The organism is Robiginitalea biformata HTCC2501, from assembly GCF_000024125.1.
GTDB classification, from domain to species: Bacteria; Bacteroidota; Bacteroidia; order Flavobacteriales; family Flavobacteriaceae; genus Robiginitalea; species Robiginitalea biformata.
This window is the reverse complement of the sequence record NC_013222.1, coordinates 2,974,339-2,989,046: the sequence shown is the minus strand read 5'-3', so window position 1 is coordinate 2,989,046 and position 14,708 is coordinate 2,974,339. Positions and strand designations below refer to the sequence as shown.

Genomic DNA, 14,708 nt, shown 5'->3' with positions numbered 1-14,708 from the left:
GCTACAGCCATTCCCCGGGGTCGCGTCTATAGCTGAACCTCGTTTGCCCCGGGACGCAGGGAAACTTCCTTTCCCTTCCAATGAAGGAGGCCCGAGACCCCCGCCGGTAGATCGATCATTCCGCCCAAACCCCCGGAATCCGTTTTTTGGAAACGGACCGAGATTTTCCCGGCCGGATGGGGGATGGTTCCCTGAACGCCCGGGAGCGGACCGAGGTGGGGCCGGAATTCCACTGTTTCAAATCCGGGTCCGGCCGGCTGGAGCCCGCACACCAACGACAGGAAATAATATAGGGGGGAAGCGCTCCAGGCGTGGCAGTCCGAACGCGTGGGCTCGGGCTCCTCGGCAAAAGTCGTCAGGCCATTGTCGAGCATGGTTTTCCACGGGGCCAGAGTTTCCAGGTAGCGGTCGCCCATACCGGCGGCCTGCAATGCTTCGATTACGTAAAAAGTAAAGTAATAGGAGGCCGGGGCCATATCCTCCAGCTCGAGTACCCGTTCCATGAGTTTCTCTTCTCCGCCTTTCGGTACAAGCCCTCCAAGTACAGCCAGGACATTTGCATGTTGGCTGTAATAATTTTTGTCCGGCGTATCGGCGAATAATCCCCGCCCGGCATCCCAGCACTGTTCCCGTACGGCATCCCCGACCCGGTCGGCCAGGGTTTGATAGCGGCGTGCCTGCTGCGGGTACCCGAAAGCCTCCAGTAACTCGGCCCCCTTGCGCAGGGCATAGACGTAATACAGGCTGATGACAGCTGACTGCCCGTCCCGTGCCCCGGGGGGGACGCCGGCATCCCAGCCGTCCCGAACCACCCAATCCACAAAATTCCACCACTCGAGTTTCCCGAGCATCCCGTTCGGCTCCAGGTGGTCTTCATACCAATCCAATACGCTCAGCATCCCGGGAACCAGGTCGCGCACTGTTTCCGTATCCGGGGTGAGCATCCAGTAATCGTGGATCATGGCGATCCAGACCAGGGAAAAGGTGGGGATCAGTTGGGGGTCGTAGCTCGGATAACGGCTCTGTGTCAGCCCGAAGGGCATTTTCGAGTCGCGGTAGGAGAGCAGCGCATTCTTGAAAAGGCGCGTATCCCCGGACACATAGGCAGACACCAGGCACTGTATCCGGGTGTCCCCGGCGTATTGCAATTGTTCGTAGTAGGGACAGTCAAAATAATTTTCCCCGGCACAAAGCCGTTGGGTGCGCCAGCCCACCTCCCAGATTTCACCCAGCAGTTTCGCATCCGCCCGGAACCCGTTTTGGGATTGAAATCCTGCATCGGCTTCAAAGTTTGCATCAACGCGGAATTCGGCCTGTTCCTCAAAAGGGTACCCCGTAAACCGCGAGTGGATCCGGTGAATGGCCAGGGGTTCCGCCCTGGTGGTTATTTGTACTTCGACGTACCGAAACGTCCGCCACCAAAGGGGTTCATGTACCCTGCCGCTGCCCCCGTCCGGAAGGATCACGTCGGTATTCCCGACGATGGACTTCCCCTGAACCTGGTTGCGGTTGCCCTTGGAGCCGTCCGCGTGGAAGAGGCTTTCCGCAAAGGTCAGGGAAATTTGGCTCCCTTTGCCCCCGGAATACTGTACCACGGGGTAGGCCGTGGTAAGGTGGCCCTGGTCCAGGAGGAAGGTCGCTGTCGTGTTTGGGGGGAGGGTCAGCACCTGGGTCCCATTGTAATTGTCCTCCACCAGGCCGGCCGGGTTGCTGCGTCGTACCCCCTGGAATTCCTGGGGGGACTCTTCCATCAGGGGAATGGTCCGCGGCATCAGGACATGGCCGGCAATGCCCCCGTATTTTTCCAGGCTCATGGTGGGTCGGCCGACTTCCCCTTCCCGGGCGGGGACAAAACCCAGCCCGAATCCGGGATCCTGCCAATCCCAGTGGTGGGCCGATCCGTCAAAGGACTCTCCGGGCCCCACTACGTAATAAGCATTGAGTTGCACGGGGAGCGGGCTGAATGCTCTGCAGGCAGTTACCATCCACGTGCTGTCCGAATCCGCCACGCGCTCTGCCTCCCCGTCCCCCTGGACGATCAACCCGGTACGGAAACTGTGCTGTGCCACCGGGCGATGTTCCGCAAAATTCCAGACGGTTGCTGCAAGTACATTGATGCCCGGCTCGAGATAGGGGGCGAGATCCAGGCTCGTATACCGCCAGTTGAGCCGGTCCCCCCGGGCGGGCCCGAATGTCACATACGTTCCGTTGATATAGAGTTTATACCGGTTATCTGCCGATATATGAATGATAAAAGTGTCTGGTTTGGCGTCCAACTCAATCTCCTTTTTGAAATGGAATACGCCGAAGGTATCCCCGGGATCCTCCGGATGGGAGATCCAGCGCGCCGTCCACCGATGGAGGAGGTCCGGGTTCCTGTTGGATGCCGCCGGAAGCGGGGTATTCGCCTTATGGGATTCCGTCAATTGGGATGCTGGCATCGAGGCAGATGCGCCTGTGGTTTGGGCTGTTGAAACCGTGGCGAAAAGGGCTGCAATCAGCAGGGGTACCTTGAATTCCGTGATTCGCATAGGGTTGGTATTAACGGTTGAAAGTAGGGGATTCCCCCCCTTTCAATATAGGATTTTTATGGTAACTTATCGGGCCGATCCTTTTGGGGAATCCACCGCTTCCCAGACTGTTCGGAATCGATACAAACCAACAAACCACCCAACCGATGAAAACACTTGACTTTTTCAGCGACCTCTTCAGCGACCTCCGGAGTTGTCCATTGCTGTTCCTGACCATTTGCATCGTCAGCCTGTCAGGACTGCATAGCCAGGATTTAAAAACAGCGGATCCCCAGGCCCTCGGTTTTTCCGCCGAGCGCCTGGAACGCCTGGACAGGGCTTTTGACCAGTATGTAGCGGCGGGGGAACTACCGGGAGGCTTGATCCTGGTGGCGCGCCGCGATCAGGTAGCCTACTACCGGGCCTTTGGACACAGGGATTTGGAATCGGGCGCCCCCATGCCCGAAAATGCGCTGTTCCGGATTGCATCTCAGACAAAGGCAATTGTCAGTGTGGGGATCCTCTTACTGCAGGAAGAAGGCCGGTTACTGATCCAGGACCCCTTGTCCAAATACATTCCGGAATTCGCCGAAACAATTGTTGCCATTAATGACGACGACGGTTACCGGGAAGAGCCCGCCCGCCGACCCATAACCCTGCGCGACCTGCTGACGCATACCTCGGGGATCGGGTACGGCTGGGGTCCGGCCCAGGAAAAGTGGGAGGAAGCGGGTATAATGGGTTGGTATTTCGCGGATCGGGAGGAGCCCATCCTGGAAACGGTCCGTCGGATAGCTTCCCTGCCGATGAGCGCTCACCCGGGCGAAAAAACTGTCTATGGATACAGCACGGATATCCTCGGGGCCGTCATCGAGGTGGTCTCCGGGCAGTCGTTGGATGTATTCCTGAGGGAGCGGGTTTTTGAACCCCTGGGGATGGAGGATACGTTTTTCTATGTGCCTCCCGACAAGGTCGGACGCCTGGCGACGGTTTACAACCCGCAAGAAGGCGGAGGTCTTAAACGCGCCCCGGATGGCGCCGGCATGAATACCCAGGGCAATTATGTGAAGGGGCCACGAAAGAGTTTTTCAGGCGGTGCCGGCCTGGTGTCGACGGCAGCAGATTATTATCGCTTTCTCCAGATGATGGAAAACCGCGGCTCATATAACGGCAAACAACTGCTTTCCCCCCGAACCGTCGACCTGATGACGGTTAATCATCTGGGTGAAAATGTGGCGTACAGCGCCGGCAGGGGTTTCGGCCTGGGATTTGAAGTGGTCACCGATATGGGGAGGCACGGCACCTATGGGTCCGAAGGTTCCTACCGGTGGGGCGGGGCGTACCATTCCACGTACTGGGTAGACCCGGCCGAGGAACTGATCGTAGTCTACTTCACCCAGGTCCGGCCCAATGCCCGCGTACCCGATCACGCGCTCCTGCGCAACCTGGTCTACCAGGCTTTGGTGGATTAGCAGTTTGCTTAAAGTGCAGGGGTTCGGCGTCCTGACGGTCAATTCCACCCTTTGCGCAGGCGGCCCACCAGGGTTTCCACACTCAGGCCCTGTACGATGATGGAGAAGATCACCACGATATAGGTCACTACCAGGAAGAGGTCCCGGTGCATATCCTGGGTCAGGCCCAGGGCGAGCGCAATGGAAATAGCCCCTCGCAGGCCGCCCCAGGTCATCATCAAATGCGTGTGGGGTACAAAATCCAGCCGTTTCTCAAAGATCTTGACCGGGAGGAACAGGGAAATATGCCGGCACAGCAAGGTAATGGGGATCATAACCACCCCGGCGATGACATACGGGCTTTCCAGGTCCAGGACCAGGATTTCCATCCCCACCAGGACAAAGAGTATCGTATTGAGCAGAACGTCCAGCAATTCCCAGAAGCGGTCTACATAGGTTTCGGTAATCTCGGACATGGCTGCGCTCCGCGTACGCGGACCCCCGATCATCAGCCCGGCGGCTACCATGGCCAGCGGGCCCGAGACATGCAGGTACTGGGATAAAACAATCCCCGTCATCACGGTGGCCAGGGTGATGATCACCTCGATGGAGTAATCGTCGATGCTGCGCATCATCCGGTAGGTTACCCAGCCCAGGGCGAGCCCCAGCAAGAGGCCGCCGGCCACCTCGTGGATAAACAATTCGGCTACGTGGGCCAGGGAAAAGGGCTCCCCGCTGCCACTGGCCAAACCGAAGATAGTCAGGAAGATGACCACCCCGACGCCGTCGTTGAACAAGGATTCCCCTACGATTTTAATCTCCAGCTTTTTCGGTGCTCCCGCCTTTTTCAGGATGCCCAAAACGGCAATCGGGTCCGTGGGGGAGATCAGGGAGCCGAATAGCAGGCAGTAAATAAAGTCTACCTGCAAGCCTAAAAGCGGCAGGAGCATATACGTGGCCCCGCCCACCAGGAAGGTGGAAACCAGGACGCCGAAAGTGGCGAATGCCAGCACCGGCCACCGCTGGGCCCTGAGTTTTTCCAGGTCGGTATGCAGGGCCCCCGCAAACAGTAGAAATCCCAGCATGGTATCCAGCAAAAGCGACTTGAAATCGATGTGCTCGAGGATGTATCGTTCGGCGTCCAGCAATGTGCTGTCCACAGCGCTGATGGCAAAGACCGCCAGGGTAAACACAATGGTGATGACCGTAAGACCGATGGTATTCGGGAGCCGGATAAACCGCGTATTCACATAGCCAAATAGGGCCGACACAAGGACGAGGATGGTGGTTATCAGGAAGATGTCCATATAGTATGTTTGGTATCTGGTGACCTGGATTTGCCAGGCCCTGTAAATATACTACCTGTCTCGAAAATACGTGTAAGCCCCCCTGCTCGGGAAGGGTAAAACCTGAAGGGAAACCATGCCGCGAAATAATCAGGGGATATGTATCTTTATCCTCAAACAATCGACCATGGAATGGACCTGGCAGGGAGTTATGCCTGCTCTCACCACGAAGTTTACCGACTCGGATGAACTGGACACCGGACTGTTTGTTAAAAATGTCCGGGCCCAGATGGCTGCAGGGGTCAGCGGACTGATCCTCGGCGGCACCCTCGGGGAGGCCAGTACGCTTACCGAAAAAGAAAAGGACACCTTAACGCTGGTGGCCCTGAAGGAAGCCGACGGGCGGATCCCGGTGATTGTAAATATCGCCGAACAGCGCACCTCGGATGCCGTCCAGGCGGCCCGGCGTGCAGCCTCCAACGGGGCCCAGGGGCTGATGCTGCTTCCCCCCATGCGTTATAAGGCAACTTCCCGGGAAACGGTGGCCTATTTCCGGGCTGTGGCGGATAGTACGGACCTGCCCATCCTGATCTACAATAACCCGGTGGATTACGGGATTGAGGTGACCCCGGATATGTTTGAGGAATTGTTGAGCACCTGCCCAACCGTAGGCGCAGTTAAGGAATCTACCCGGGAGATTTCCAATGTAACCCGCCTGAGGAACCGATTTGGCGACCGGCTTCGCATCCTTACCGGGGTGGATACGTTGGGCCTGGAAAGCATCCTGATGGGTGCCGACGGCTGGGTGGCCGGACTGGTTTGTGCCTACCCGGCGGAAACGGTGGCGGTCTACGCCCTGGGAAAAGCGGGGAGGATAGCGGAAGCCCGGTCCATATACCAGTGGTTCCTGCCGTTATTGGAACTGGATATCAGCCCCCAGCTGGTACAGAATATCAAACTGGCCGAAGTGGCCACCGGCTTGGGATCCGAGCAGGTGCGCCCGCCCAGGCTGCCGCTGGAAGGGGCCGAACGGGAACGGGTCATGGGGATTATCCGGAAAGCCATGGCGCAACGGCCGGAACTTCCACAATACAAGCAATACCTGTAATTAAACGGGGTGGGGCCTCCATGCCCCGCCCCAGAAAACAAGATACACCTACATCATGCAACTACCAATCAGCGGGAAACAATTCATCGGATTAACATCTTCTTCGGAAGGTACTGAGACTTTCAGGAGCATCAACCCCGCTACCGGGGATCCTAACCCCTGGGAGTTCTCCGAAGCCACCGATGGGGAAATCGACCGGGCAGCAGAACTGGCGGCACAGGCTGCCGGGGAATACGCGCGATTATCGCGCAATCGCAGGGCCGCATTCCTGCGCGAGATAGCCGACGGGCTCGAGGAAAATAAGAAACAACTGATAGCCGCATATACCTTGGAATCCGGATTGCCGGAAGGCAGGGCCAAAGGCGAACTCGGACGGACTACTTCCCAGTTGCGCTTGTTTGCCGACCTGGCGGAGGAAGGTTCCTGGGTGCAGGCGCGCATCGATACTGCCCAGCCGGACCGGGAACCGCTGCCCAAAGCGGATATCCGGAAATGCCTGCTGCCGATAGGGCCCGTGGTGGTTTTCGGCGCCAGTAATTTTCCCTTTGCCTTTTCCACGGCCGGGGGCGATACGGCATCGGCCCTGGCAGCCGGGTGCCCGGTGATCGTAAAGGGACATCCGATGCACCCCGCCACGGGGGAACTGGTGGCACAGGCAGTCCTGCACGCGGCCAGGGAGACGAAGATGCCGGATGGCGTATTCTCACACCTGCAAGGCACTTCGCAAAATCTGGGGGGGCGCCTCGTCCGCCATGAAGCCGTGGCCGCTGTAGGCTTCACGGGAAGTCGTGCCGGGGGGCTGGCCCTGTCGCGCCTGGCAGCCGAACGGGAAGTCCCTATCCCGTTTTTTGCGGAAATGGGGAGTGTCAACCCCGTAGTATTCCTGCCGTCGGCTCTGAAGGCTAAAGCAGGTTGGGCAAAGGCCTATGCGGCTTCGGTAACCCTCGGGGTGGGCCAGTTCTGCACGAATCCGGGATTGCTTTTTGCTATTGACAGCCCGGACCTGGAAACATTTGCCAGGTCCCTGGCCGATGAAATTGCGGCATTCCCGCCTTCCTGCATGTTACACCCGAATATGGCCGGCCACTTTACTGACATGCGCCGGACCATGGAGCAGCAGCACGGGGTGGAATTCCTGACACCGGGAAATCCCCCGGAGGGGCCCAATGAGGTGCCGGCAACTGTGGCCCGGGTATCCGGGACCGATTTCCTCGCCAACCCCAAGTTGCAGATGGAAGTGTTCGGACCCTTTACCCTGCTGGTAACCTGTAGGGACGCCGAAGAGCTCCAGGCGGCCCTGGCGGGGCTAGAAGGCCAGTTAACTGCTTCCCTGCTGGGCAGTGAGGCGGAGTTCAGGGAAAGCGATAAAGTTCTGGAGTTGTTGCGGTCCCGGGCAGGACGCATCCTGTTCAACGGGGTGCCGACAGGGGTGGAGGTTTGCCCTTCCATGCAACATGGTGGCCCGTTCCCGGCAACAACGGACTCCCGGTTCACCTCGGTGGGCACGGATGCCATCCTTCGCTGGGCGCGCCCGGTAAGCTTTCAGAATTGCCCCCAGTCCCTCCTGCCAGATGTCTTGCGCAATTCAAATCCCACCGGGGTTTGGCGCATGGTGGACGGTGCGTGGTCGGATGAGGGGATCATCAATTTATAAAATGGCCCGGCACCTTTTTAAATGCATCGACGGGCACACGGCCGGCAACCCGGTTCGGGTGGTGGCCGAAGGCGGCCCGGACCTGCAGGGGAAAAATATGTCTGAGAAACGGGGGCACTTCCTCCGGGAGTTCGACTGGATTCGCCGGGGACTGATGTTTGAACCCCGCGGCCACGATATGATGAGCGGCAGCATTTTCTATCCCCCTTCCGATCCTGCCAATGACCTGGGGATCCTCTTTATCGAAACAAGCGGCTGCCTTCCCATGTGCGGTCACGGCACCATCGGCAGCATCACCATCGGCCTGGAGGAGGGGCTGATCCGGCCCAAAACCCCCGGCATTGTTATGCTGGAGACCCCTGCGGGCCTGGTCCGGGTGCGCTATGAGATCCGGGATGGTAAAGTCCTCTGGGTGGCCTTTACAAACGTCCCTGCTTATGTCGCAGCCACCGACCTGGAGCTGGAAACCTCCGAGCTGGGAACACTGCGGTTTGACGTGGCTTACGGGGGGAATTTCTACGCCATCGTAGACCCCCAGCCCAATTTTCCCGGGCTCGAAACCTTCCGGGCCTCAGAGCTTATCCGCTTTAGCCGGGAGTTGCGAACCCTTATAAATGCCCGGTACCCAGATCGCTTTATCCATCCGGAAGACAGAAGCATTTCCGGGGTCTCCCACGTTTTATGGGCCGGAAAGCCGCTGGCAAAGGATTCCACGGCCCGGAATGCCGTTTTTTACGGCGACAATGCCATTGACCGATCCCCATGCGGTACGGGGACATCTGCCCGTATGGCGCAATGGGTACACCGCGCCCGGCTACGGGTAGGGGAAGCCTTCCTGCACGAAAGTTTTATCGGCTCCCGATTTGAGGGGAGGGTCCTGGCAGAGGCCCGGATCGGGGAGCTACCCGCCATCGTACCCGAAATCCGCGGGTCGGCCTGGGTTTACGGTTACAACACACTGGTCATCGATGAGGCACATCCCTTTCCCCAGGGGTTCCAGGTCCTGTAACTCCGATCTCGGAGGAACTGCCTGCCGCCGGCTGAGAAGGGAGCGGTTTGCAGGCAAAACCGCTAAACTTCTCTTAAACAAAACAATAATCCGGTGAATTTTGTAGTTTTGTTTCTGATATGAATTCCGTGGCACATAAAACCGGTTCGGTATTGCTGGCATTCCTGCTGCTCTTTTCCACGCTGTCCTTCAGCATGGATATGCACTTCTGCGGGAAGATGCTGGTAGACTATGCCTTCTTTGCAGAGGCTTCCGACTGCGGCATGGCCATGGATGATTCTCAAATGGCAGACTCCGGTTGTTGCGACGATGTCGAGATCGTCGTGCTGGGCCAGGACCACCTGGAGAAAACAAAAGCCGAATCCGTTTCGGGCCCGCGTCTGGTGATGGTCGCCCTGCTGGCAAAGGGACTCCCCATCCTGCTGGAAATGGATACCCGGGTTGCCGAACCCCCGTTTGACGATTATTCTCCCCCGAAACTCATACGAGATCTACCTGTACGCCACCAGGTTTTCCTGATTTGATTTAGCATCCCCGGAACAACGCCCGCTGCCGCAACTGGCCGACGGGCCTGACTGTTTTGTGCCGGTTCCCGATCACGGGTTCCATAAGTCACGATCTATTGATTCCCAGAATGCTAAATCAACCCCATGCTGAACAAGGGCATAAAATTCCTCATAGAAAATAAATTGGTGGCAGTCCTGCTCCTGGTCCTCTTCGTGGGCTGGGGGACGGCCAACGCCCCGTTTGGATGGAAGTCGGACTGGCTGCCTTCCGACCCTGTGCCTGTGGATGCCATCCCGGACATCGGCGAGAACCAGCAAATTGTGTTTACGCGGTGGCCCGGGCGGTCGCCCCAGGACATCGAGGACCAGATCACCTATCCGCTGACCACTTCCCTGCTCGGCATACCCGGGGTGCGGACCATCCGGAGCTCTTCCATGTTCGGGTTTTCAAGCATCTACATCATCTTTGAAGAAGGTGTGGAATTTTACTGGAGCCGCAGCCGGATCCTGGAAAAGCTCAATTCGCTTTCCGCGGGCCTGTTGCCGGATGGGGTAACTCCTGCCCTGGGCCCCGATGCCACGGCCCTGGGGCAGATATACTGGTACACCCTGGAGGGGCGGGATACCGAGGGGAACCCTACCGGCGGCTGGGATTTGCAGGAACTTCGCAGTATCCAGGATTTTTATGTGAAGTACGCCCTTTCTTCGGCCGACGGGGTGTCGGAGGTGGCTTCCATCGGTGGATATGTTCAGGAATACCAGATTGATGTGGACCCTGAGAAAATGCGGCAATACAATATCGGGTTGCAACAGGTAGTGGATGCCGTGCGGATGAGTAACCGGGATATCGGGGCGCAGACTATCGAGATCAACCAGGCGGAGTACCTGGTTCGAGGATTGGGTTATATCGACTCCCTGGACGACCTGCGAAAGGCGGTTATTGCCTCGGAGGAATACACGGCCCTGCGGCTCGGGGATGTGGCGAATATTTCGCTGGGCCCTGCCGTGCGACGCGGGATCCTGGACAAGGAAGGAGCCGAGGTGGTCGGCGGGGTGGTGGTAGCCCGGTATGGGGCCAACCCCCTGGAGGTAATTAACAATGTCAAGGAGCAAATCGCCGAACTCAGCGACGGGTTGCCTTCCAGGCAACTCAGCGACGGCCGGACTTCCCAACTGACCATTGTTCCCTTTTACGACCGGACCGAACTCATACAGGAAACCCTGGGCACCCTGGAGGAAGCGCTGACACTCGAAATACTGATCACCATCCTGGTGATCGTGGTTATGGTCTTTAACCTGAGGGCTTCCGTCCTGATCTCCGGCCTCCTGCCGGTTGCGGTGCTGATGGTGTTTATCGCCATGCGTTACGGAGGGGTGGATGCAAATATCGTGGCCCTTTCCGGTATTGCCATTGCGATCGGGACCATGGTGGATATCGGGGTGATCCTCAGCGAGAATATCATCCGGCACCTGGAGGAATCCGGCGATTCGGAGCCTGTGGACGAAACCGTTTACAAGGCTTCCGCGGAAGTCTCCGGCGCCATCCTGACAGCTGTGTTGACTACCATTATCAGCTTTATCCCCGTCTTTACGCTGATCGGGGCCGAAGGGAAGCTGTTCCGCCCCCTGGCATTTACAAAGACTTTTGCGTTGGCTGCCGCCCTGGTCGTGTCTCTGTTCCTGATCCCGCCCTTTGCCGCATATTTCTTCCGCAAGCGCAAGCATCGGAGGAATTTGCGTTTCACAGTCCAGGCCCTGCTGGCGGCAGTGGGCCTGGTGACGCTCTTGATGGGCTATCCGCTGGGGCTCGCCCTGGTGGCGTTTGCCCTGGCCGGGCTGCTGACGGATCCACGCGTGTCCGGATACCTGCCGGAACGCATGGCGCAATGGGACAACCGGCAAACCGAATTAAACGTGGGGATTGCGGCCCTGACGATTGTGGCCCTGCTTTCCGTCTACTGGCGGCCGCTTGGATTGGAACAAAACCTGTTTTTGAACTTCCTGTTCGTTTCACTAATCTGCGCGGGGCTGCTGGGGGGCTTTGCGCTGTTCCGTAGCCGCTATACGCAGATATTGCGCTGGACGCTCCGGAACAAGCTCCTTTTTCTGTCCCTTCCGGTGGCCCTGGTCATTTCCGGTTTCTTCATCCTGCGCGGTACCGGGAAGGAGTTTATGCCCTCCCTGAATGAAGGCTCGTTCCTGCTGATGCCCACCTCCATGCCGCATGCCGGAGTAGCGGAGAATAAACGGGTTCTGCAGCAACTGGACATGGCTGTTGCGGCTATCCCGGAAGTGGAGACCGTAGTGGGCAAGGCAGGCAGGACGGAATCCGCCCTGGATCCGGCGCCCTTGTCCATGTATGAGAATATCATCCAGTATAAATCCGAATACCTCCAGGGTCCCGACGGGGAGCGGCTGCGCTATCGAACGGACGGAGACGGACTTTTTATCCTGAAACAGGGCGGGACCGTCGCCAACCCGAACATGCGTGCCGATACTGTCACCCCGGTTTATTTTGCGGACGTCACCCACAGGATGCTGGTACCCGACCCCGATGGGGAGTACTTCAGGAACTGGCGTCCCGGGATTGCATCCCCGGATGATATTTGGGAGGAAATCGTTTCGAATACCCGCCTGCCGGGGGTCACATCCGCCCCCAAGCTGCAGCCGATCGAAACCCGGCTGGTTATGTTGCAAACCGGTATGCGCGCCCCTATGGGGATCAAGGTCAAGGGGCAGGACCTCCGGCAGATTGAAGCGTTTGGCCGGGAGCTGGAAGGCATTATCAAAGAGGCCGATGGGGTGAAGGACGAGGCGGTGTTTGCAGACCGGATCGTGGGAAAACCCTATTTGCTGATCGATATCGACCGGGACCAGCTAGCCCGTTACGGTCTGCTGTTGGAGGATGTACAAAAGGTGCTCGAGGTAGCCCTGGGCGGTATGGCGCTCACCCAGACGGTGGAAGGCCGGGAACGCTATGGCGTCCGGGTGCGTTACCCGCGTGAACTCCGCGACAGTCCTGAGGACATCCGGTCTGTCTATGTGCCGGTTCCCGGGGGCAACCCGGTTCCGCTGAGCGAACTGGTGGAGATCCGGTATGAACGGGGGCCCCAGGTGATCAAGAGCGAAGATACCTTCCTGGTGGGCTATGTGCTGTTCGACAAGATGGACGGATATGCCGAGGTGACCGTGGTGGAGAACGCCCAGCAAATGATCCGGGAGAAAATCGATTCCGGGGAACTCGTAGTGCCGCCAGGTATTAGTTATCGGTTCACGGGCTCTTACGAGAACCAGGTCCGGGCCGAACGGACACTCTCCGTGGTGGTGCCCCTGGTTCTCCTGATCATTTTCATGATCCTTTATTTCCAATTTCGTTCCGTTACGACCTCGCTGATGGTATTCAGCGGCATTGCCGTGGCCTTTGCAGGCGGCTTTATCACCATGTGGCTCTACGGGCAGACCTGGTTCCTGGACTTTTCGTTCTTCGGCGAGAACCTCCGCGACCTGTTCCAGTTGCGCACAATCAACCTGAGCGTTGCGGTGTGGGTGGGATTCATTGCCCTGTTCGGCATCGCCACCGACGATGGGGTGGTAATGGCCACCTACCTGACCCAGAGTTTCCGTCGCAACCAGCCCAATACGTTGCAGGAGGTCCGGGATGCCGTGGTAGAGGCGGGAGAGAAACGCATCCGACCCTGCCTGATGACCACGGCCACCACCGTCCTGGCCCTGCTGCCGGTGCTCACCTCCACGGGACGGGGCAGCGACATCATGATCCCGATGGCCATCCCGAGTTTCGGGGGGATGCTCATTGCACTCATCACGTTGTTTGTGGTGCCCGTGCTCTACAGCTGGCGGGAAGAATACCGACTGAATCGCCGTACGCGTCCCCTGGGGACACCAACGGCCAAAAGCACTGCGTCATGAATGTAAAAAAGATAACCCTGAATGTGCTTTTTGTCCTGGGAGTGGTATCCGGTATGGGTGCCCAGGAAATCAGGTACTTCTTTGAATTGGCAGAAACGAACAACCCCGAGTTGCGGGCGCTCCGCCTGCGTCACGACCTGGCCGGGGAGAAAGTCAACGAGGCCCGGGCCCTGCCGGATACAGAAATTGGGGCAGGGGTCTTTGTCAGCGAACCCGAAACCCGGACGGGTGCCCAGGTTGTCCGGTTTTCCGTGCGCCAGATGCTTCCCTGGTTCGGGCAAATCACCGCCCGCGAAAATTTCGCCTCCAGCATGGCTGAGGTCGAGTACCTGGATTGGGTGATTGCCCGCCGCCAACTGCGGCTGGAGGTGGCCCAGGCATACTATCGGTTACAGGCGCTACGGCAACAAATCGGCATACTGGAACAACAGGCCGTGCTGCTGGATTCCTACCGGGAAGTGGCCCTGGCAGCCGTGGAGGCCGGAAAGGCGTCTGCTGTCGACGTCCTTCGGCTGGAGATTCGGAAAAACGACGTAACTGCCCGTTCCCAGGTCCTGGAAAACCAGTATGAATCCGGGGCGTTTGCATTTTTCAGGCTGATCAACGCCACGGAAACAGCAATCGGCTTTATGGTGACCGAGCTGCCCGGGGAGCTTCCAGAGCCCGATCCCCCCGTGTTGGGCCCCCACCCGGAATTGGAGAAATACGACCGGCTCTTTGCCTCTGTCGCACGGGAAGAAGTCCTGAACCGCAAATCCGCAGCCCCGAAAATTGGCCTGGGGCTGGATTACATCCCCGTGGCGGAACGCACGGATATGGTCATTCCGGACAGCGGGAAGGACATTGTGATGCCTATGGTATCCTTCTCCTTTCCCTTGTTTCGCTCACCGTATAAATCGCGCACCCGTCAAAACGAGTTCCGCCAGGCGGCACTGGAAGCCGAGGAAAATGCGCGGCGCAACCGACTGGAAGGCATGTTGCAACAGGCCTGGCAGGGGCAGCGATCCGCCAGGGTCCGATTTGCCACCCTGACCGAAAACAGCCAGAATACCCGCCAGGCAATCGAGATCCTGTTAAAGAATTACCAGACGCAGCAGGCGGATTTCGGGGATTTGCTCGAAATGCAGGAGATGGAACTAAAATTGGAACTCGAACGTACCGAGGCCTTTGCATCGTATTTATCGCAGGGCGCCCTGGTCAATTACCTGGTGGCACAACCGGGATTATAATAGGAAAATCACATAGTAAATTAATTAA

9 protein-coding genes are annotated in these 14,708 nt (G+C 58.2%); 7 read left to right on the top strand and 2 right to left on the bottom strand.

Annotated features, from left to right (window positions below; genetic code table 11):
• Positions 1–26 precede the first annotated feature (26 nt).
• Complete coding sequence (locus RB2501_RS13285; RefSeq protein ID WP_015755368.1) at positions 27–2,531, bottom strand: alpha-L-rhamnosidase-related protein; 2,505 nt, start codon at positions 2,529–2,531, stop codon at positions 27–29.
• A gap of 146 nt (positions 2,532–2,677) precedes the next feature.
• On the opposite strand from RB2501_RS13285, the gene RB2501_RS13280 reads away from it, so the two are divergent.
• Positions 2,678–3,982, top strand: a complete 1,305-nt coding sequence (locus tag RB2501_RS13280; RefSeq protein WP_148214379.1) for a serine hydrolase domain-containing protein — start codon at positions 2,678–2,680, stop codon at positions 3,980–3,982.
• A 38-nt stretch (positions 3,983–4,020) separates the two neighbouring features.
• Here RB2501_RS13280 and RB2501_RS13275 read toward each other — a convergent pair whose 3' ends face one another.
• Positions 4,021–5,268 carry a cation:proton antiporter gene (locus tag RB2501_RS13275; protein WP_015755366.1) on the bottom strand — a complete coding sequence of 416 codons (1,248 nt, stop codon included), beginning with the start codon at positions 5,266–5,268 and terminating at the stop codon, positions 4,021–4,023.
• Positions 5,269–5,434: 166 nt separating this feature from the next.
• Here RB2501_RS13275 and RB2501_RS13270 point away from each other — a divergent pair, with 166 nt between their 5' ends.
• The 6 genes from RB2501_RS13270 to RB2501_RS13245 all read left to right on the top strand — a co-directional run bounded on the left by RB2501_RS13270 (position 5,435) and on the right by RB2501_RS13245 (position 14,680).
• Positions 5,435–6,355 carry a dihydrodipicolinate synthase family protein gene (locus tag RB2501_RS13270; RefSeq protein WP_015755365.1) on the top strand — a complete coding sequence of 307 codons (921 nt, stop codon included), beginning with the start codon at positions 5,435–5,437 and terminating at the stop codon, positions 6,353–6,355.
• A 55-nt stretch (positions 6,356–6,410) separates the two neighbouring features.
• Complete coding sequence (locus tag RB2501_RS13265; protein WP_015755364.1) at positions 6,411–8,009, top strand: aldehyde dehydrogenase (NADP(+)); 1,599 nt, start codon at positions 6,411–6,413, stop codon at positions 8,007–8,009.
• Position 8,010: 1 nt separating this feature from the next.
• Positions 8,011–9,018, top strand: a complete 1,008-nt coding sequence (locus RB2501_RS13260; RefSeq protein WP_015755363.1) for a 4-hydroxyproline epimerase — start codon at positions 8,011–8,013, stop codon at positions 9,016–9,018.
• Between the two features lie 128 nt (positions 9,019–9,146).
• Positions 9,147–9,542: an HYC_CC_PP family protein gene (locus RB2501_RS16295; protein ID WP_187289174.1), complete on the top strand. Its 396-nt coding sequence runs from the start codon at positions 9,147–9,149 to the stop codon at positions 9,540–9,542.
• A 126-nt stretch (positions 9,543–9,668) separates the two neighbouring features.
• Positions 9,669–13,451: an efflux RND transporter permease subunit gene (locus RB2501_RS13250; protein WP_015755361.1), complete on the top strand. Its 3,783-nt coding sequence runs from the start codon at positions 9,669–9,671 to the stop codon at positions 13,449–13,451.
• Entirely contained in the window at positions 13,448–14,680 is a 1,233-nt protein-coding gene (locus RB2501_RS13245; RefSeq protein ID WP_015755360.1) for a TolC family protein, read from the top strand. The genes RB2501_RS13250 and RB2501_RS13245 overlap by 4 nt, the downstream gene beginning before the upstream one ends.
• Positions 14,681–14,708 lie beyond the last annotated feature (28 nt).

Excerpts from the sequence above, each read along its gene's own strand:
- RB2501_RS13270 (WP_015755365.1), top strand. The coding sequence starts at position 5,435 with ATGGAATGGACCTGGCAGGGAGTTATGCCTGCTCTCACCACGAAGTTT.
- RB2501_RS13250 (WP_015755361.1), top strand. The coding sequence starts at position 9,669 with ATGCTGAACAAGGGCATAAAATTCCTCATAGAAAATAAATTGGTGGCA.
- RB2501_RS13260 (WP_015755363.1), top strand. The coding sequence starts at position 8,011 with ATGGCCCGGCACCTTTTTAAATGCATCGACGGGCACACGGCCGGCAAC.
- RB2501_RS13245 (WP_015755360.1), top strand. The coding sequence starts at position 13,448 with ATGAATGTAAAAAAGATAACCCTGAATGTGCTTTTTGTCCTGGGAGTG.
- RB2501_RS13275 (WP_015755366.1), bottom strand. The coding sequence starts at position 5,268 with ATGGACATCTTCCTGATAACCACCATCCTCGTCCTTGTGTCGGCCCTA.
- RB2501_RS13280 (WP_148214379.1), top strand. The coding sequence starts at position 2,678 with ATGAAAACACTTGACTTTTTCAGCGACCTCTTCAGCGACCTCCGGAGT.
- RB2501_RS13285 (WP_015755368.1), bottom strand. The coding sequence starts at position 2,531 with ATGCGAATCACGGAATTCAAGGTACCCCTGCTGATTGCAGCCCTTTTC.
- RB2501_RS13265 (WP_015755364.1), top strand. The coding sequence starts at position 6,411 with ATGCAACTACCAATCAGCGGGAAACAATTCATCGGATTAACATCTTCT.